Origin of the sequence: Actinomadura verrucosospora, from assembly GCF_039540335.1 — a bacterium.
Taxonomy (GTDB): Bacteria; Actinomycetota; Actinomycetes; order Streptosporangiales; family Streptosporangiaceae; genus Spirillospora; species Spirillospora verrucosospora.
In genome coordinates this window covers 23,289-41,214 of sequence record NZ_BAABEV010000041.1, presented here as the reverse complement: position 1 = coordinate 41,214, position 17,926 = coordinate 23,289, and the positions used below count along the sequence as shown (strand labels likewise).

The 17,926-nt window shown below is 72.0% G+C and carries 17 protein-coding genes; 15 read left to right on the top strand and 2 right to left on the bottom strand.

What is annotated here, in order from left to right; genetic code table 11:
• Nucleotides 1-7: 7 nt before the first annotated feature.
• Nucleotides 8-952: a sugar kinase gene (locus ABD944_RS32725; protein WP_345183295.1), complete on the bottom strand. Its 945-nt coding sequence runs from the start codon at nt 950-952 to the stop codon at nt 8-10.
• An 83-nt stretch (nt 953-1,035) separates the two neighbouring features.
• On the opposite strand from ABD944_RS32725, the gene ABD944_RS32720 reads away from it, so the two are divergent.
• From ABD944_RS32720 to ABD944_RS32665, 12 genes are all read left to right on the top strand, one after another.
• Nucleotides 1,036-1,800, top strand: coding sequence for a phytanoyl-CoA dioxygenase family protein (locus ABD944_RS32720; protein WP_345183293.1), 765 nt, complete (start codon nt 1,036-1,038; stop codon nt 1,798-1,800).
• Nucleotides 1,800-2,840: a DUF4432 family protein gene (locus tag ABD944_RS32715; protein WP_345183290.1), complete on the top strand. Its 1,041-nt coding sequence runs from the start codon at nt 1,800-1,802 to the stop codon at nt 2,838-2,840. Before ABD944_RS32720 ends, ABD944_RS32715 begins: the two co-directional genes overlap by 1 nt.
• Nucleotides 2,837-3,637, top strand: coding sequence for an SDR family NAD(P)-dependent oxidoreductase (locus ABD944_RS32710; protein WP_345183288.1), 801 nt, complete (start codon nt 2,837-2,839; stop codon nt 3,635-3,637). Before ABD944_RS32715 ends, ABD944_RS32710 begins: the two co-directional genes overlap by 4 nt.
• An 82-nt stretch (nt 3,638-3,719) precedes the next feature.
• Nucleotides 3,720-5,024, top strand: a complete 1,305-nt coding sequence (locus ABD944_RS32705; protein WP_345183286.1) for a glycoside hydrolase family 183 protein — start codon at nt 3,720-3,722, stop codon at nt 5,022-5,024.
• A 109-nt stretch (nt 5,025-5,133) separates the two neighbouring features.
• Complete coding sequence (locus ABD944_RS32700; RefSeq protein WP_345183284.1) at nt 5,134-6,063, top strand: alpha/beta hydrolase; 930 nt, start codon at nt 5,134-5,136, stop codon at nt 6,061-6,063.
• A gap of 34 nt (nt 6,064-6,097) precedes the next feature.
• On the top strand, nt 6,098-6,802 hold the full coding sequence (locus tag ABD944_RS32695) for a FadR/GntR family transcriptional regulator (protein WP_345183281.1): 705 nt from the start codon (nt 6,098-6,100) through the stop codon (nt 6,800-6,802).
• Between the two features lie 114 nt (nt 6,803-6,916).
• Nucleotides 6,917-8,176, top strand: coding sequence for an ABC transporter substrate-binding protein (locus tag ABD944_RS32690; protein WP_345183279.1), 1,260 nt, complete (start codon nt 6,917-6,919; stop codon nt 8,174-8,176).
• 3 nt (nt 8,177-8,179) lie between these two features.
• Nucleotides 8,180-9,148, top strand: coding sequence for a carbohydrate ABC transporter permease (locus ABD944_RS32685; RefSeq protein ID WP_345183277.1), 969 nt, complete (start codon nt 8,180-8,182; stop codon nt 9,146-9,148).
• On the top strand, nt 9,145-9,975 hold the full coding sequence (locus ABD944_RS32680; protein ID WP_345183275.1) for a carbohydrate ABC transporter permease: 831 nt from the start codon (nt 9,145-9,147) through the stop codon (nt 9,973-9,975). Before ABD944_RS32685 ends, ABD944_RS32680 begins: the two co-directional genes overlap by 4 nt.
• Nucleotides 9,976-10,008: 33 nt before the next feature.
• Nucleotides 10,009-13,095 (top strand): glycoside hydrolase family 38 N-terminal domain-containing protein, encoded by a 3,087-nt coding sequence (locus tag ABD944_RS32675; protein ID WP_345183273.1) that lies wholly within the window; start codon nt 10,009-10,011, stop codon nt 13,093-13,095.
• Nucleotides 13,096-13,112: 17 nt separating this feature from the next.
• Entirely contained in the window at nt 13,113-14,348 is a 1,236-nt protein-coding gene (locus ABD944_RS32670; RefSeq protein WP_345183271.1) for an enolase C-terminal domain-like protein, read from the top strand.
• A gap of 10 nt (nt 14,349-14,358) precedes the next feature.
• Complete coding sequence (locus ABD944_RS32665; RefSeq protein WP_345183269.1) at nt 14,359-14,838, top strand: GNAT family N-acetyltransferase; 480 nt, start codon at nt 14,359-14,361, stop codon at nt 14,836-14,838.
• Nucleotides 14,839-14,903: 65 nt separating this feature from the next.
• Here ABD944_RS32665 and sodN read toward each other — a convergent pair whose 3' ends face one another.
• Entirely contained in the window at nt 14,904-15,305 is a 402-nt protein-coding gene (gene sodN / locus ABD944_RS32660; protein WP_345183267.1) for a superoxide dismutase, Ni, read from the bottom strand.
• A gap of 183 nt (nt 15,306-15,488) precedes the next feature.
• On the opposite strand from sodN, the gene sodX reads away from it, so the two are divergent.
• The 3 genes from sodX to ABD944_RS32645 all read left to right on the top strand — a co-directional run bounded on the left by sodX (nt 15,489) and on the right by ABD944_RS32645 (nt 17,899).
• Nucleotides 15,489-15,875, top strand: a complete 387-nt coding sequence (sodX, locus tag ABD944_RS32655; RefSeq protein WP_345183266.1) for a nickel-type superoxide dismutase maturation protease — start codon at nt 15,489-15,491, stop codon at nt 15,873-15,875.
• Nucleotides 15,876-15,992: 117 nt separating this feature from the next.
• Nucleotides 15,993-16,883, top strand: a complete 891-nt coding sequence (locus tag ABD944_RS32650; protein WP_345183264.1) for an ABC transporter ATP-binding protein — start codon at nt 15,993-15,995, stop codon at nt 16,881-16,883.
• Nucleotides 16,880-17,899 carry an ABC transporter permease subunit gene (locus tag ABD944_RS32645; RefSeq protein ID WP_345183262.1) on the top strand — a complete coding sequence of 340 codons (1,020 nt, stop codon included), beginning with the start codon at nt 16,880-16,882 and terminating at the stop codon, nt 17,897-17,899. Before ABD944_RS32650 ends, ABD944_RS32645 begins: the two co-directional genes overlap by 4 nt.
• Nucleotides 17,900-17,926 lie beyond the last annotated feature (27 nt).

The window sequence follows — 17,926 nt, the reverse complement described above, 5'->3', positions numbered from 1 at the left end:
GGCTTCCCTAGTGGCTTGCCTCGCTCTTGGCTTGCGCGGGTTGCGCTGGGGGGAGTAGGGCGCCTCGGTGGGTTATCACCTGGGCGGCCAGGGTGGTGGCGGCTTCGGCTGCTTGTCGCTGGGGGGCGCCGGTCAGGCGGGTGGCCAGGTAGGCGCCGTTGAAGGCGTCGCCCGCGGCCGTGGTGTCGATCACCTGGACGTGGGGGACGGCGGGGATCTTGAGGTTCGTCACGGTGTCGGCGATCACGCAGCCCTGGGGGCCTCGCTTGACCGCCATCTCGGTCACCCCGGCTCGTCTCAGGCGGCTGATCGTGTCGGCCGGGGTCCGGTCGCCGAAAACGGCCTGGTCGTCGGTGAAGGTGGGGAGGGCTATGTCCGTCCTGGTCAGGACGGCGGACATGGCTTCGGCGGCGGCCGCGGGGGAGGGCCAGCCGGCGGGGCGGTAGTTGGTGTCGAAGGCCACTCGGCCGCCGCGGCGGCGGGTCTCGTCCAGGACGGCGAGGAGCCTTCCGCGGGCGTCGGCGCCGAGGATCGACAGCGTGATGCCGGAGAGGTAGACGAGGTCGTGGTCGGCGATCGCGTCGTCGATCTCCGGGGGGTGGGCGGGGCCGAAGAGGCCGCGGGCCGCCGACTGCGATCTGTAGTAATGGAAGGTCCGCTCGCCGTTCTCGTCGGTGCGGATGAGGTAGAGGCCAGCCTGTCCGCCGGGGATGGCGCGGGTGTGGTCGGCGTTCACGCCGTGGGCGGCCCAGGATTCGCGCATCCGGGTGCTGTAGGGGTCGTCGCCGACGAGGGTGACGAACTGGACGTCGGCCGTGCCGGGGGCGGCGGTGCGGGCCAGGTAGGCGGCGACGTTGAAGGCGTCGCCCGCGTAGGCGACGGCCAGGCGGTCGGGGGCGAGATGGCTCAGTTCGATCATGCATTCGCCGATCAGGGCGATCCGGTTCCGCATGGCGGGCCACGATACATCTAGACAACAAGTGATCTGATGACTAAGACTTCGGGGTGTCGCGCTTCATCGAGAGGGGACGCCCCATGCACGACCCGCTGCGAGGTTACGACGAGGACGGGTACGAGATCTTCCGGAACGTGCTGGATCCGGAACTGGTGGCGGAGGCGGACGAGCATGTCCGCTGGTTGGAGGCTCGGTATCCCGACCGGACCGGCGAGGAGCTCTCCACCGAGCTCGTCGCCAGGGACCCGTTCTGGGTGCGGCTGGTGTCCGACGAGCGGCTCCTCGACGTCGCCGAGCGGTTCGTCGGGCCCGACATCGCCCTGTTCGCGTCCGCCTACATCTCCAAGCCGCCCTTCACCGGCAAGGCCGTGCTGTGGCACCAGGACGGGGCGTTCTGGCCGCTCGAACCGATGCGCGTGGTGACGCTGTGGCTCGCCGTCGACCGGTCGACGCCGGAGAACGGGTGCCTGCGCGTCATTCCCGGGAGCCACAGGGAAGTCCTGCACGAGGTGCGGGAGCGGGAGGACGCGGAAGCCGTCTTCGGGGTGGAGAGCGCCGTGGGCGTGGACGAGTCGCGCGCCGTGGACCTCGTCCTCGAACCCGGCGACGTCGAGGTCCACCACCCGAACATCATGCACGGCAGCAACGCGAACGAGTCGCCGCACCGGCGGTGCGGGCTGACCATCCGGTACATCCCGACCTCGACGCGCATCACCGCGGAGCCGCTGCCGTTCCCGTCCGCGCTGCTGCTGCGTGGCGACCCGGGCGTGAACGAGTACCAGCCGCGGCCCCGGTACCGGGCGGGGGAGCACTTCGCCTTCAGCGGCGCGGAGAACTGGAGCTGATGCGCCGGCACCGGCCGTCCCGCAACTGGGGCGCCCGCGTTCACGAGATCATCTGGGCCGGGATCGAGGCCGTGGTCCTGGAGAACGAGCTGCTCCGGGTGACTGTCCTCGTGGGCAAGGGCGGTGATGTCGCCGAGTTCTGCTTCAAGCCGCGCGACATGGATTTCGTGTGGCTCTCGCCTGGCGGGCTGCGCGATCCGGGGGACGTGGCGGGGGGAGCGGGCGACGATGTCGCTCTGTTCCTCGACGGTTACGAGGGCGGGTGGCAGGAGGTCCTGCCCAACGGGGGCGCGCCCAGCACGTACCGGGGGGCGGCGTTCGCGCAGCACGGGGAGGTGGCCGGGCTGCCGTGGGATTCCGAGATCGTGGCCGACGAGGCTCGGGAGGTCGCGGTCCGGCTCACCGTCCGGGGGCGGCGGATGCCGCTGCGGGTCGTCAAGACGCTGCGGTTGAAGGCGGGCGAGGCCGAGCTCCTCGTGGAGGAGGAGCTGGTCAACGAGTCGGGGGTGGCGCTGGAGGCGATGTGGGGGCACCACATCGTGTTCGGGGCGCCGTTTCTGCGGCCCGGGCACCGGGTCAGGGTGGCCGAGGGTGCTCTCGTGGTTCCGCACGAGACGGCGATCGGTCCCGGCGGGCGGCGGGTGCGGGGCGGTGGTCCGCATGCGTGGCCGTGTGTGCCGGGTGAGGGCGGCGGGATCGTCGACCTTGGTGTGGTGCCCGATGCCGGGGTGCCGAGTGAGATCGTCTATCTCACCGGGTTGGAGGAGGGCCGCTACGAGGTCGTCGACCCGGACGGTTTCGGGATGCGGGTGCGCTGGGACGTGGACGTCCTGCCGCATCTGTGGCTGTGGCAGGAGTTCGGGGCGACCACGGGGCATCCGTGGTGGGGCCGCGCGTACGTGATGGGCCTGGAGCCGTTCGCCGGATACCCGACGGACGGGCTGGCCGCCGCCGTCGCGAACGGCACCGCGTTGACGCTGGAACCGCATGCGCGGCGGAGCCTGTGGCTGCGTGCCGCGGTCATCGAGGAGGGCACGTGAGGGAGTTCGAGGGCAAGGTCGCCGTGGTGACCGGCGGGTCGCTGGGGATCGGGCGGGCCGTGGTGGAGCGGCTCGCCCGCGACGGCGCCGCCGTGGTGTTCTGCGGGATCGGCGAGGACGAGGTCCGCCGGGCGGAGGAGGACCTGCGGGGCGAGGGGCTGGAGGTCGCCGGCGCCGTCGCCGACGTGACCGACGCCGCGCGGATGGACGGGCTGGTCGGGGAGGCCGTGTCCCGGTACGGCGGCCTGGACGTGCTGGTGACGTGCGCGGGCGTGCAGCGGTACGGGACGGTCGAGGAGACGTCCGAGGAGCTGTGGGACGAGGTGCTCGGCGTCAACGTCAAGGGCGTCTTCCTCGCCTGCCGCGCCGCCGTGCCCGAGCTGCGGCGCCGGGGCGGGGGCACCGTCGTCACGGTGTCGTCGGTGCAGGCGTTCGTCTCGCAGGACCGGGTCGCCGCCTACAGCGCGAGCAAGGCCGCGATCAACGCGCTGACGCGGGCGGTGGCGCTGGACCATGCGGCCGACGGCATCCGTGCGAACGTCGTGTGCCCGGGGTCGGTCGACACTCCCATGCTGCGCTGGGCCGCCGACCTGTTCCGCGGTGACAGGGGGCAGGACGCGCAGGTCGCCGAGTGGGGGCGCGCGCATCCGCTCGGGCGGGTCGCGGCGCCCGCGGAGGTCGCCGAGGTGGTGGCGTTCCTCGCCGGGCCGCGCTCGTCGTTCGTGACCGGGGCGGAGCACCGGGTGGACGGCGGGCTGCTGGCCCGCAATCCGGCGGCACTGCCGGAAATCTCCTAAAAGACCTAGACACCAAGTCATTTGATGACTCAAAATATGGGGCGCACGAGGACCGTGTGATCGTGACCTCGCGGAGGTTTCCATGCAGGCGTCCGTCCCTCCCTCTCCCTTCTCTCCCGATCGCCCCTCCTCCGTTCGCGGGGGGTGGCGGCGGCGCGCCGGAGTCCTCGCGGCCGCCCTGCTGCTCGTCGCCGCGCCCGCCGTGCCCGCGGGCGCCGACACGCACGGCCACGGCCCCGGAAAGGGGCGCGGGAAGGCCCTCGGTCGCGCGGCCGCCGGCCCCACGTGCTCCGGGAGCGCCGCGCCGACCTTCGGGACCGCCTCGCAGAACACCGCCCTCAACGGCAAGTTCACGTCCTACGGCAACAGCAACACGCTCCTGGACGACTGGACCGGCGCGGACACGACGTACTCGCTGAAGCTCGCGGACGGGCGCATCGTCTACGCCTACTCCGACACCTTCCTCGGCAAGGTCAACGCGGACGGGTCGCGGCCGGTCGTCGTCGAGGAGGGCGGGACGACGCCGTTCATCAACAACTCGTTCGTCGTCCAGGGCACGGGAGGCGGGCTGACCACCGTGCACGGCGGGACCGCCGCCGCCCCGAAGGCGGTCATGCCGCCCGCGCAGCCGGCCCACTGGTACTGGGCGGGCGACCTCACCCAGAGCGGGTCGGAGGTCCAGCAGCTCTACCGCGAGTACTACGACCCGGACCCGAGCAACGGCACCGGGTGGGACATGAAGTTCAAGGACAACGTCCTCGCCCGGTTCTCCACCGGGAACCTCGCCGCGCCGACCGTGCAGGCGATGCCCTCGGCGTCGGGCGTGCAGTGGGGGTCGGCGCTGCTCAGGGACGGCGGCTACACCTACGTGTACGGCACCGAGGACTACACCGACCCCCAGACGCAGGTGAACACCAAGTACCTGCGCGTCGCGCGGGTCAGCGGCACGGACCTGCGCGGCGCCTGGCAGTACCGCACCGCGAGCGGCTGGTCGTCCACGGAGACGGACTCGGTGCGGCTGATGAGCGGGGTGTCGAACGAGTTCAGCGTCACCAAGCGCGGATCGCACTACGTCATGGTCAACCAGGACGCGAACATCGCCTTCGGCGGTGAGATCGACGTCTGGCTGTCGTGCTCGGCGGCCGGGCCGTTCAGCGGCGAGCAGACCGTGTACCGGACGCCCGAGACCGGGCCCCTCGGCTCCTACGGCGACCCTGACATCTTCACCTACAACGCCCACCAGCACGCGGCGCTCTCGTCCAGCGGCACGCTGGTCATCTCCTACAACGTCAACAGCCTGGACGCCACCGCCGGCCCGGCCAACGACAACTACCGGGACGTCAGCATCTACCGGGCGCGCTACATCAACCTGCCGGTCTCCGGCTAGCCCCAAGCCGCGGTGCCGTCGTCCCGTCCACGGCGGTGCCGCTTCCCGCGCCCCCGGGTTACCTCCCGCCCGGGGGCGCGTCCCGTTCCCCCGCTCGGAGGTTCCGACCATGCCCCTTGACGCCGAACTCGCCGCCGCGCTGGACGGCATGCCCTACGTCGGGCTCGCGGATCCCGCGCGGGCCCGCGCCGCGATGAACGATCTGGTCCGCGCCCTCGCCCGGCCCGTGGGCGACGGGAGGGCGGCCGTCGAGGACCGGCTCGTCGCCGGCGGGGTCCCGGTGCGGATCTACCGGCCGCGCGAGACGCCGGCGCCCGTGCTCGTGTACTTCCACGGCGGCGGGTTCGTGACCGGCGGGCTGGAGAACGAGCACGAGCGGTGCCTGGAGTTCGCCGGGGAGGACGGGATCGCGGTCGTCTCCGTCGACTACCGGCTCGCGCCCGAGCATCCCTTCCCGGCCGGGTTCGAGGACTGCTACGCCGCGACCGCGTGGGCCCACGAGCACGCGGGGGAGTTCGGCGGCGACCCGGAGCGGGTCGCGGTCGGCGGCGGGAGCGCGGGCGGGGCGCTGGCCGCCGCCGTGGCGCTGCGGGCGCGGGACGAGGGCGGGCCGCCGCTGGTGTTCCAGATGCTGCTCTACCCCGTCCTGGACGACCGGATGGCCACGCCGTCGATGCGGACGTTCACCGAGCCGCCGCTGTTCAACAGCGGCGACGTGCGGCACATGTGGCGCCACTACCTCGGCGGGCGGGCGGACGTCCCCGCCTACGCCGCCCCGGCGCGGGCCGAGGACCTGAGCGGCCTGCCGCGCGCGTACGTGCTCGTCCCCGAGCACGACCCGCTGCGGGACGAGGGACTCGCCTACGCGCACCGGCTGATCGTCTCCGGGGTTTCCACGGAGCTGCACCATGTGCCGGGCGCCTGCCACGGTTTCGACGGCATCATGTCGGCGCGGCTCGGGCGGCTCGCGTTCGAGGAGGAGCGCGCCGTCCTGCGGCGATGTCTCTCCGGGAGGGTGGACACGCCAATCGCTAAGTGATTAGATGACTTTACGTCTTGGGAACGAGGTGGCGATGTCACAGGATGTGGCCCGGCCGAGCCTGGCGGACGCCCTCACGGAGCGCATGCTGGACCTGATCAGGGACGGCGGCCTGCGCGCCGGCGACCGGCTGCCGTCCGCGCGGGAGCTGTCCCAGCGCTTCGCGGTGACGACCCCGACGCTGCGGGAGGCCCTGCGCCGCCTGGAGGCGACGGGGGCGATCCAGCTCCGGCACGGCTCGGGCATCTACGTGGGCGCCGACCTCGAACGCGTGGTGATCCCCAACCCCAACGTCCGCGAGCTGGAGGCCGACCGGCTGCTCCAGCTGCTGGACGCGCGGCTGCTCATCGAGCCGCCGCTGGCCGGACGGGCGGCGCGGCGGTCGCGGCCCGCCGACATCGAGCTGCTCCGGGCCCTCCTCGACCAGGCGGGCGCGGACCTCGGCACGGACGAGCCGGAGGCGGAGGCCCGCCTGCACAAGGCGAACATGGCCTTCCACCGGGAGGTCGCCGGCGTCGCGGGCAACTCCGTGCTCTGCGAGGTCATCGACTCCCTGCTGTCGGTGCACGCCTCCGAGCAGCGCGCGATACAGCGGATCTTCGACGACCGCGTCCGCGACTTCGACGAGCACGCCGCGATCCTCGCCGCCATCGAGGCGGGCGCGGAGCGGGACGCCGAGTCCCTCATGCGGTCCCACCTCGCCGACGTCAAACACGTGATCGAGCAGCGGCTCGCCTGAGCGGGCCGCGTCCCCGCCGCCGGCGAGAGTAGCCGCGCGGCCGGTTCACCCTTCTCCGATTCCATCCTTCGACCACCCCGATCGGGCATCGCCGCCCGATGAAGGAGGCTCACCATGGTGCCGTCCAAGCGACTCCAGGTGACCGCGCTCACCGTGGGCGCGCTGCTGCTCGCCGCCGGCTGCGGGTCCGGCGACTCGGGCGGGAGCAGGTCCGAGCTCAAGCTCTACAACGACAAGGGCGCGTGGAAGCCCTTCTTCGAGCAGATGGGCGCCCTCGGCAAGCAGCAGACCGGCCTCGGCATGACGCCGGTCGGCTACACCGACGAGCCGACCTACACCGCGTTCATCAAGACCTCGTTCCGCACGAACGTCAAGCCCGACCTGTTCACCTGGACGACCGGCGGGCGCCTGGAAGAGATCGTCAAGCAGAACCAGGTCGCCGAGACCACGAAGATCTGGCAGGACGCCATCGGCAGCGGCGACCTCACCGAGGACCTGAAGAAGTACTACACCGTGGACGGCAAGCAGTACTGCGTCCCCCTGAACACCGCCTACTGGGGGATGTTCTACAACAAGAAGATCTTCGACAAGTACGACCTGAAGCCGCCCACGACGTGGGCGGAGCTGGAGAAGACGGCGCAGACGCTGAAGTCGAAGGGCCAGGTCCCCTTCAACCAGACCACCCCGACGTCGCTGTTCTCCTTCGCCTGGTTCGAGCAGATCCTCGCCGGCACCGACCCCGACCTGTACGAGCGGCTGTCGAAGGGCCAGGCGTCCTACACCGACCCCGGCGTCGTGAAGGCGATGGAGCGCTGGAAGTCGATGATCGACGCCGGGTGGTTCAGCAAGCCGGGCGACAAGGCCGACCCCGCCGACCACTTCAAGTCCGGCGACGCGGCCATGGTCGTCAACGGCACCTGGTTCAACACGAGCATGACCCAGCGCGGCCTCAAGCAGGGCGAGGACTACGGGTTCTTCTTCATCCCGAACGTGGACCCGGCGCTGCCCAAGCGGTCGCTGGTGTTCGAGAGCGGCCCGCTCTGCTCGCTGCGCAAGGCCCCCGACGCGGCCGCCAGCACCAAGTACCTCAAGTGGTGGGTCACGCCCGCCGCGCAGGAGAAGTGGGCGAACGCGCGCGGCGACGTCTCCGGCAACCCGAAGGTGAAGGTCGCCGACCCCGAGCTGGACAAGGTCACCAAGGAGGCCGCGTCGGGCGGCAACCGCCTGGTCCTGCGCTACTTCGAGGCGGCCCCGGCGCCGGTGCTCACCGAGGCGCTCAGCGGCTTCGACAAGTTCCTCAACAAGCCGGAGACCTACATGGACGTGCTCAAGGGCATCCAGAAGGTCAACGAGGACTACTGGAAGTCGCACTGACCCATGAGCACGCACAAGGCCACCGCCGACCGTCCCCAGCTGACGGTGGTGCCCCCCGCCGGCGGCGGGCGCCGCAAGGCGTCCGGCGCCCGCCCCGGCAAGGGGTTCGCGCTGCACGGCCGGTTCCGGCACGTCTACATATCGCCGGCCGTGCTGTTCGTCGCCGTCCTGCTCTACCTGCCGTTCCTGTGGACGGCGTACCTGAGCTTCACCAGCTACGACGGGCTCGCCTCACCCGAGTTCACGGGCCTCGACAACTACCGGCGGCTCCTTGAGGACGACGCGCTCGTCACCTCGATCCGCAACACGCTGCTGTGGGTCGCCGGCACCGTCGTCCTGCCGGTGGGGCTCGGGCTGCTCGTCGCCGTCCTGTCCTACGACCTCAAGCGGGGCGCGTGGTTCCGGCTGCCGTTCCTGCTCCCGTACGCCATGTCGGGCGCCGGACTCGGCGTGATCTGGGGCTTCATCCTCCAGCCGGACGGGATGGCGAACCAGATCCTGACCCTGTTCGGGATGCCCGGCGGCGACACCGCGTTCCTGCAGGACGGCCCCCGCAACACCGTCGCCATGATCGTGGTGTGGACGTGGCAGCAGCTCGGCGTCAACATGCTGCTGTTCGTGGTCGGCCTCCAGTCGATCCCGAAGGGGCCGATCGAGGCCGCCCGCATCGACGGCGCGTCCGGATGGGCGATGTTCCGGCACGTCATCTGGCCGCTGATGCGCCCGATCACCACCGTGGTGTTCGGCCTCGCGCTCGTCGCCGGCCTGAAGAACTTCGACATCGTGTGGGTGATGACGCAGGGCGGTCCCGGGCGCTCGTCCGAGACCCTCGCCGTGACCATGTACCGGGACGTGTTCGTCGCCAACGAGTACGGCTACGGGTCGGCGGTCGCGGTGCTGCTCACCACCGTCACGGGCCTGGCCTCGTACGTGTACCTGCGCCGCCAGGTGAGCAGGGAGGAGACGCGATGACCGGAAAGGGACTCCTCCACGCGCGCCGCGCCGTGCTGGCGGCGCTGGGCCTGGTGTGGCTCTTCCCCACCTACCTGATCGTCGCGAACGCGCTGCGGCCCGCCGGCGACTACGACCCCTCGGACGCGGTGAGCCCGCCGTCCTCCATCGGCCTGTTCGACAACATCGCGCAGGCCTGGGACCGCACCGCCGTCGGCGACACGCTGCTCAGCACCCTGCTGTACAGCGTCGTCTCGCCCGCGCTGGCCGTCCTGATGGGCGCGCTCGCCGGGTACGCGATCGTGGTGCTGCGCCTGCGGCACGGCTTCGCCTGGTTCGTGGTCATCTTCGCCGGGACGGTCGTGCCGTTCCAGATGCTGCTGGTGCCGCTGTTCGTCGGCTACAGCAAGGTGACGCTGTACGACGACCGCCTCGGGCTGATCATCATCTACTCGGCGGTCAACGTGCCGCTGGCCGCGCTGGTGATGCGCAACTTCTTCGGCAACGTCGCCGTGTCGATCTTCGAGGCGGCCCGGCTGGACGGCGCCTCCACCTTCCGGATCTTCTGGCGGATCTACCTGCCGCTGTCGGCCGCGGCCCTCGCCGCGGTGTTCATCCTGGAGTTCACCTTCGTCTGGAACGACCTGCTGTTCGGCCTGACGCTCTCGCAGTCGCCGACCGTCCGGCCGGTGTGGGCCGAGCTGTCCGCGCTGACCACCGACGTCTACGCCGGGACGCCGGTGCCGATCGCGCTGGCCGCCGGCCTGGTGGTCTCGCTGCCGACCGTCGCGATCTTCCTCGCGACCCAGCGCCTCTTCACCCGCGGCCTCACCCTCGCCCAGTTCTGAAAGATCCCCGGAAAGAGAGATTGACGCATAACGATGACGAGTCGCCTGCTTCAGGCGAGCCTCGGCTCGCCCGACTATGACGGGATCCGCGACGCGCTGCGCCAGGACACCTCCACCGAGGTGCTCGCCGTGCGCGGCCTGTCGGTGCGCGCCGCCGTGCCGCCGCTGTTCAGGCGGGACGAGAACGGCGCGCTCCGCCAGGCCGTCCGGCTGACGCTGTCCGGCGGGGCGCCGGTGGAGGTCGCCCTCAAGGATGGCGACGCCCGGGTCGCGTCCGCGGCGGCGGAGGGCGGGAGCGTCACGCTGCTCGTCCCCGAGGTGGACGCCCCCCGCCGCCTCACCCTGGAGGTGCGCGACTCCGGCGGCCTCGTCGGGGCCGCGCCGCTCGACGTCACCCCGCAGCGCAAGTGGAACGTCTTCGTCGTCCACCACTCGCACCTCGACATCGGCTACACCGACACGCAGGGCACCGTCCTGCGGCACCACCTCGACTACCTCGACGCGGCGCTGCGGCTGGCGCGGGAGACCGACGGGCGGCCGGACGACGCCCGGTTCCGCTGGTCGGTCGAGTCGTCCATGCCCGCGCTGCGGTGGCTCGCGACCCGCCCCGAGGACCAGGTCGCCGAGTTCGCCGAGCGGGCCCGCGCGGGCGACATCGAGGTCACCGCGTTCCCGATGCAGCTGCACACCGAGGCGTGCTCGACCGAGGAGCTGTACCGGCAGCTCCGCTTCGTCGAGCAGCTGCGCCGCGAGCACGGCATCGAGGTCCGCTCGGCGATGCACACCGACATCCCGGGCGCGGTCGTCGGGACCGTGGACGCCCTCAACGCGGCCGGCGTCCGCTACCTCGCCGCCGCGCACAACTGGGCCGGGCGCTCCGTCCCGTACATCACGGGCGGCGACAGGCTCGCCCGCCCGTTCCGGTGGCGGTCGCCGGGCGGCGGTGAGCTGATCGTCTGGTTCACCGACACCCCGCACGGCATGGCCTACATGGAGGGCAACACCGTCGGGCTCGTCGACGGCTACGACCTCGCCGAGGACCTGCTGCCCCGCTACCTCGGGTCCCTCGCCGACCGGCCCTACCCCTACGGGCCCGGCACGTTCGGCTGGTACGCCGCGCCCGGCCAGGTCGGCGCCGCCAAGGACCCCGACTTCCTGGACGCCGTCCACCTGCGCGTGCAGGGCGCGCACGCCGACAACGCCGGGCCGTCGATCGTCCCCGCCGACATCGCGCACCGGTGGAACGAGACCTGGGCCTACCCGCGGCTGCGGATGGCGACCAACGCCGACTTCTTCGAGTACGTCGAGGAGCACCACGGCGACCGGCTCCAGACCCACGAGGGCGACTGGACGGACTGGTGGGCCGACGGCCTCGGCTCCGGCGCCCGTCCGCTCGGCTACGTCCGGCGGGCGCAGAACGTCCTGCGGGCCGCCGAGACGCTGCACGCCCTCGCCGACGAGCGCGGCGGCGAACGCGCCGGCGCGTCCCTCGCGGCCACCCGGGCGATCGACGAGGCCTACGACCGGGCCGCGCTGTTCGACGAGCACACCTGGGGCGCCGCCAACCCGTGGGAGGACGCGGAGGAGGGCGGCGACTCCGGCGGCCTGCAGTGGACCCGCAAGTCCCAGGTCGGCTACCAGGCCCACGACGACGCCCTCGACCTGCTCCAGGCCGGCGCGCGACGGATCGGCGCGACGTTCGGGGCCGCGCCGGACGCGCTCGCCTCGTTCCTCGTCGTCAACCCCGGCACGGCCGCCCGCACGGACGTGGCCCGCGCGTTCCTGCCCCGCGACGTCGTCGCCGTGGACGTCCCCGTCGCGCTGGTCGACGCCCGCACCGGCGAACCCGTCCCGCACCGCGAGGAGGAGGTCGACCCGGACGAGTGGCCCACCCGCCCCATCGGCCGCCACCTGGAGGCGGTCGTGCCGGACGTCCCCGGCCACGGTCACGTCCGCGTGGACGTCGTCCGGGCCGAGGCGGGCGCGCCGGATCCGGTCGACCTCGGCTCCGGCGGCACGATCGAGAACGAGTTCTACCGGGTCGTCTACGACCTGAGGGAAGGGCACATCGCCTCGGTCTTCGACAAGACCGCCGGCCGCGAGCTCGTGAACGCCGACGCCGTCGCCGGTTTCGGGCAGTACGTCTACGACCGGTACGCGACCGCGCCGCACTTCAACCACATGTCCGGGCACATGCTCGTGCACGACAAGACGATGCTCGGCGACCGGGCCGTCGCCACCCACGCCACCGTCACCGAGTGCAGCCGGACGCCCGCGGGGGAGCGGCTCGTCGTCGAACTGCACGGCAAGGGCGTCGACTGGCTCCGCACGACCATCGACCTGTACGCGGGCGTGCCGCGCGTGGACGTCCGCTACCAGCTCGGCAAGCAGCCCACCGCGGCCAAGGAGGCGGTCTTCTTCGCGTTCCCGTTCGCGGTGGACGGCCCGCCCGCCGCGTGGGAGCTCACCGGCGGCGTCGGCGGCACCGGCGTCCCGAGCGTCCCGGGATCGGCCGAGCACATGCGCCCGATCCGCCACTGGGTCGCCTTCGAGGACCCCGACCTGACCGTGGCGTGGGCGACGCTGGAGGCCCCGCTCGTCCAGTTCGGCTCCATCCACATGCCCTACGCGCCGTTCCCGCCCACGCTCGACAACGAGGACGGCACCGTCTACTCGTGGGCGCTGAACAACATCTGGGACACCAACTTCCCGTCCCAGCAGCAGGGCGAGACCACGTTCCGGTACGCGTTCGCGTCCGGCGCGGCGGGCTCGGGCCGGCGGCTCGGCGCCCGCACGGCCGCCGGGATCACCGACCCGTTCGTCGCCACCCTCGCCACCGGCGACATGCCCGCCGCGGAATCGGGGACCTTCCTGCGCGTGGACGACCCGGACGTGCTCGTCACCTCCGTGGGCCGCGCCCGCGACGGCGACGGGCTGGCCGTCCGGCTCCAGTCGCTCGCCGCGGGCCCCGTGGAGACGGGCCTGCACGTTCCGGGCGCCACCGGCGCCTCGCTGAGCGGCGGTCTGGAGCGTGACCCGGCGGAGCTGCCCGTCCGGGACGGCACCATGACGGTGCGGCTGCCCGCCTGCGGCGTCGCCACCGTCACGGTTCGGCGTTGAGTACGGATCGGGGACACATGAAGATCACAGGTATCCGCGCCACCACGGTCACCGTGCCGCTGGAGGCCCCCCTCCTGCACAGCAACGGCGCGCACTGGGGCCGCTTCGTCCGGACGATCGTCGAGGTCGAGGCCGACAACGGCCTGGTCGGGCTCGGCGAGATGGGCGGCGGCGGGCAGAGCGCCGAGGCCGCCTTCCAGGCCCTCGCCCCGCACCTGGAGGGCCACGACCCGTTCGAGCTGGAGGCGCTCCGCTTCAAGATCGCGAACCCGACGGCGAGCCTGTACAACAACCGCACCCAGATGCTCGCCGCCATCGAGTTCGCCTGCCTCGACCTCGTCGGCCAGCACCTCGGCGTCCCGGTGCACGACCTGCTCGGCGGACGCATCCGCGACTCCGTCCCGTTCGCGTCCTACCTGTTCTACCGCTATCCGGGCGCCGGGGGCTCGCCGGAGGTCCGCACCCCCGAGCAGCTCGTCGAGCACGCCCGCGCGCTCAAGGACGCGCACGGGTTCACCGTCCACAAGCTGAAGGGCGGGGTGTTCCCGCCGGCCCACGAGCTGGAGTGCTACAAGGCGCTCGCCGAGGCGTTCCCCGGCGACCGCTTCCGCTACGACCCGAACTCCGTGCTGAGCCTGGAGGAGGGCCTGCGGTTCGGGAAGGCCATCGAGGACCTGCCCAACGACTACCTGGAGGACCCCGTCCTCGGGCTGGAGGGGCTGCGCCTCGTCCGCGAGCGCGTCAACGTCCCCCTCGCCACCAACACGGTCGTCGTGAACTTCGAGCAGCTCGCCGCGAACGTGCTGCGCCGCAGCGCGGACGTCGTCCTGCTCGACACCACGTTCTGGGGCGGCATCCGGGCGTGCGTGAAGGCCGCCGGGGTGTGCGAGACGTTCCAGATCGGCGTCGCCGTCCACTCCTCCGGGGAGCTCGGCATCCAGCTCGCCACCATGCTGCACCTCGGCGCCGTCCTGCCCAACCTCACCTACGCCGCCGACGCGCACTACCACCACCTCGCCGACGACGTCATCGAGGGCGGGCCGATGCGGTACTCCGGCGGCAGGATCCCGGTTCCGTCGGGGCCCGGCCTGGGCGTCCGCCTGGACCGCGACAAGCTGGCCGAGTACGCGGAGCTGTACAGGGAGCTCGGCGGCTACCCCTACGACCGCGACCCCGGCCGTCCGGGCTGGTACCCGCTCGTCCCCAACGACCGGTGGGCCGACCCCGACGCCGCACTGCCGCCGCTCGATTAACCTGCCACGTGTGATTCGTTACGCGACGGCCGGCGACGTCCCGGAGATCCTGCGGCTGGTCCGCGAACTGGCCGAGTACGAGCGCGCCCGCCACGAGGTGAAGGCGACCGAGGACCAGCTGCGGGACCGGCTGTTCGGCGACGACCCCAAGGTCTTCGCCCACGTCGCCGAGCACGACGGACGGGTCGTCGGGTTCGCCGTGTGGTTCCTGTCGTTCTCCACGTGGAACGGCACGCACGGCATCTACCTGGAGGACCTGTACGTCGAGCCGGAGTACCGCGGCCACGGCTACGGCAAGGCGCTGCTCACCGAGCTGGCCCGCGTCGCCGACGACCGCGGCTACGGGCGCGTCGAATGGTCGGTCCTGGACTGGAACGAGCCGGCGATCGGGTTCTACAAGGCCCTCGGCGCCCGCCCGCAGGACGAGTGGACGGTCTACCGCCTCACCGGCGACGCCCTCACCCGGGCCGCCCGTCCCTCGCCCGGATGACCGCCCCCTGACATGCCGCGAGGGCCGTCCGGGAGCGGACGGCCCTCGCGATGAGCTGGACGCGCTCAGCCCTGCTTGGTCTCCCAGAAGATCTTGTCGATCTCAGCGATCTTCGCGAGCAGGTCCTCGGCGGCCTTGGTGTCCATGCTGCCCTTGGTGCCGGCGGCGCCCGCGAGCTTGGTGGCCTCGTTGAACAGCTGGTGCAGCTGCGGGTACTTCTCGAAGTGCGGCGGCTTGAAGTAGTCGGTCCACAGCACCCACAGGTGCTCCTTGACCAGCTGCGAGCGCTGCTCCTTGATCAGGATCGCCCGGGCGCGGAACTCCGGGTCCTCGTTGGCGGCGTACTTCTCACAGATCGCCTTCACGGACTCGGCCTCGATCCGGGCCTGCGCCGGGTCGTAGACGCCGCACGGCAGATCGCAGTGCGCAGACACCGTGGTCTTCGGGCGCAGAAGCTTGAGCAACACCTGCGATTCCCTTCCCTCGTTGTGGATCATGCTCAGGTCACCGACATTACCCTTGTGCACCGGGGCCCGTCCGGGCAGGGCACTCGGTAATTCGGCCTAAGACCCGGGCCGGCCGGCCCGGAACCTCTCCAGCACTGTTTGTGACCGCCGCCCGCCGAAGTATGCGGGCCGACGAGGAGGACCATGCGGATCCGGACCCCGCTGCTGTGCGGCCTGGCGGGGGCGGCGGCGGTCTCGCTCGCCGCGCGGAGGCTGCGGACCGTCGAGGTCACCGGAGACTCGATGCTGCCCGGGCTGCGGCCGGGGGACTGGCTCGTCGTCCGCGACGGCGCCCGTCCCGCGCCCGGCGCCGTGGTCGTCGCCGAGCACCCGGAGCGGGAGGGACTGCTCATCGTGAAGCGCGTCGCGCACCGGTCGGCGGACGGGTGGTGGCTGGAGAGCGACAACCAGCGCGCCCCCGGCGGCAGGGACAGCTGGGATTTCGGTCCCGTCGCCGACGACCTGGTCGTGGGACGGGTCGTGGGCCGCTACTGGCCTCGCCCGCGCCTGGCCCTGCGGCGGACGCGGTGACCTGAGCCGCGTCCGGCGGAGCGCCGGCGGCGAACCGGCCGAAAGTACGACGGCCGCCGGTGGGAACCGTCCTTTGCGCCGGTGCCCCGAGGCGGCGCCGTCGCCGACGATCCCTTCATGCCACTTGAAGACCCGGTCCCGATGCTGCACGCCGAGGGACTGACGAAGAGATATGGGCGCAGGGAGGCGTTGAGCGACGTCGATCTGCACGTTCCGGCCGGACGCGTCGTGGGCCTTGTGGGGCCGAACGGGGCCGGCAAGTCGACGCTGCTGAACCTGGCCTGCGGGCTGCTGGAGCCGACGTCGGGCTCGCTGCGCGTCCTGGGCTCCAGGCCGGCGGCGAGCGCCGCGCACCTGGCCAGAGTCGGGTTCGTCGCGCAGAACACTCCGGTGTACCCGTCGTTCAGCGTGGCCGACCACCTGCGCATGGGGGCGCGCCTGAACCCGTCCTGGGACCAGGGGCTGGCCGAGCGGCGCATCGGGCAGGTCGGGCTGAACCCGAAGCAGAAGGCGGGACGGCTGTCGGGCGGTCAACGCGCGCAGCTGGCGCTGACCGTCGCCGCCGCCAAGCGGCCCGAGCTGCTGATCTTCGACGAGCCGGCCGCCGCGCTGGACCCGCTGGCGCGCCAGGGGTTCCTGGCGAACCTGATGGAGTTCGTCGCGGAGCTCGGCGCCAGTGCCGTGCTGTCCTCGCACCTGCTCGGCGACATCGAGCAGGTCTGCGACTACCTCATCGTGCTGTGCGACTCGCGGGTCCAGGTGGCCGGCGACGTCCGGGACCTGCTCGCCGGCCACCACCGGCTGGCCGCGCCCGGCGGCGACCTCGGCCACCTGCCCGCGGGCGTCGAGGTCCTCCGGGCGGAGCCCGGCGGCGCGGTGGTGCGGACCGGCCTCCCGGCGTCGGAGCTTCCGTTCCGGGCCGGGCCCGTCACGCTCGAAGAGCTGGTGCTCGCGTACATGTCGCGGGCGAGCGCGCCCGCCGCCCAGGTCCGGGAGGGATCGCGATGATCTGGTTGAACTGGCGGCAGTTCCGCCTCCAGGCGATCGCCGGTGCGGCCGGGCTCGTCCTGATCGCCGCCTATCTGCTGTACCTGGGCATGGACATCCGGGACGCGCACGACGCCTACCGGTCCCGGTGCACCGACCCCGCCGCCTGCGCCCAGGCCGTCGCCCAGTTCCAGGGCGCCTACATGAACCCGCTGCTGTTCCTCGCCGCCGGACTCCAGCTGCTCGCCCTCGTCATCGGCGTGTTCTGGGGCGCGCCGCTGATCGCCCGGGAACTGGAACTCGGCACCCACCGGCTGGTGTGGAACCAGAGCGTGACGCGGCGCCGCTGGCTGATCGGCAGGATGGCGTTCGTCGGCTTGGCCGCGATGATCCTCGCGGGCCTGGCCGCGCTGCTGCTCACCTGGGCGGCCTCCCCGTACGACGAGGTCGCCGCCGACCGGTTCGGGACGATCGAGTTCGGCGCCCGCCACATCGCCCCGATCGGCTACGCCCTCCTCTCCTTCGCCCTCGGCACCACCGTCGGCCTGTTCGTCCGCCGGACGCTTCCGGCCATGGCCGTCACGGGCGTCGTCTTCCTCGTCGTCCAGTTCGCGGTGCCGAACCTGGTGCGTCCGCACCTCATGCCGCCCGAGAAGACGTCCCTGCCGATGACCGCGCAGACCATCAACCAGGCCAGAAGCCTGGGCAGCATCACCGGCGCCCCCGTCATCGGCGGCCTTCAGGTGCCCGGCGCGCCGGACGCGTGGATCAGCGGGACCAGCCCGCTGCGCACCGCGGACGGGCGGACGATCGAGGGGAAGCGGTTCAACGCCTGTCTCGACACCCCGGCGAAGACCGGCGCCGGCGGCACGTTCGGCGACACCGCGGTGTGCCTGGCGGCGCTCGATCTGCACGTCGACGTCGAATACCAGCCCAGCGGCCGTTACTGGGGCTTCCAGCTGGCCGAGACCGGGCTTTACCTCCTGGCCTCCGCGCTCCTCACCGCCGTTTCCCTGCGGCGCGTCCGGCGCGCGTGAAGCGACCATTCCCGAAAGCGAAACCAG

What these genes read in the sequence shown, in the direction of transcription:
- ABD944_RS32680 (WP_345183275.1), top strand. Translation starts at nt 9,145, where the DNA reads ATGACCGGAAAGGGACTCCTCCACGCGCGCCGCGCCGTGCTGGCGGCG.
- ABD944_RS32670 (WP_345183271.1), top strand. Translation starts at nt 13,113, where the DNA reads ATGAAGATCACAGGTATCCGCGCCACCACGGTCACCGTGCCGCTGGAG.
- ABD944_RS32720 (WP_345183293.1), top strand. Translation starts at nt 1,036, where the DNA reads ATGCACGACCCGCTGCGAGGTTACGACGAGGACGGGTACGAGATCTTC.
- ABD944_RS32715 (WP_345183290.1), top strand. Translation starts at nt 1,800, where the DNA reads ATGCGCCGGCACCGGCCGTCCCGCAACTGGGGCGCCCGCGTTCACGAG.
- ABD944_RS32695 (WP_345183281.1), top strand. Translation starts at nt 6,098, where the DNA reads ATGTCACAGGATGTGGCCCGGCCGAGCCTGGCGGACGCCCTCACGGAG.
- sodX (WP_345183266.1), top strand. Translation starts at nt 15,489, where the DNA reads ATGCGGATCCGGACCCCGCTGCTGTGCGGCCTGGCGGGGGCGGCGGCG.
- ABD944_RS32725 (WP_345183295.1), bottom strand. Translation starts at nt 952, where the DNA reads ATGCGGAACCGGATCGCCCTGATCGGCGAATGCATGATCGAACTGAGC.
- ABD944_RS32650 (WP_345183264.1), top strand. Translation starts at nt 15,993, where the DNA reads ATGCCACTTGAAGACCCGGTCCCGATGCTGCACGCCGAGGGACTGACG.
- ABD944_RS32675 (WP_345183273.1), top strand. Translation starts at nt 10,009, where the DNA reads ATGACGAGTCGCCTGCTTCAGGCGAGCCTCGGCTCGCCCGACTATGAC.
- ABD944_RS32700 (WP_345183284.1), top strand. Translation starts at nt 5,134, where the DNA reads ATGCCCCTTGACGCCGAACTCGCCGCCGCGCTGGACGGCATGCCCTAC.
- ABD944_RS32645 (WP_345183262.1), top strand. Translation starts at nt 16,880, where the DNA reads ATGATCTGGTTGAACTGGCGGCAGTTCCGCCTCCAGGCGATCGCCGGT.
- ABD944_RS32690 (WP_345183279.1), top strand. Translation starts at nt 6,917, where the DNA reads ATGGTGCCGTCCAAGCGACTCCAGGTGACCGCGCTCACCGTGGGCGCG.
- ABD944_RS32685 (WP_345183277.1), top strand. Translation starts at nt 8,180, where the DNA reads ATGAGCACGCACAAGGCCACCGCCGACCGTCCCCAGCTGACGGTGGTG.
- ABD944_RS32705 (WP_345183286.1), top strand. Translation starts at nt 3,720, where the DNA reads ATGCAGGCGTCCGTCCCTCCCTCTCCCTTCTCTCCCGATCGCCCCTCC.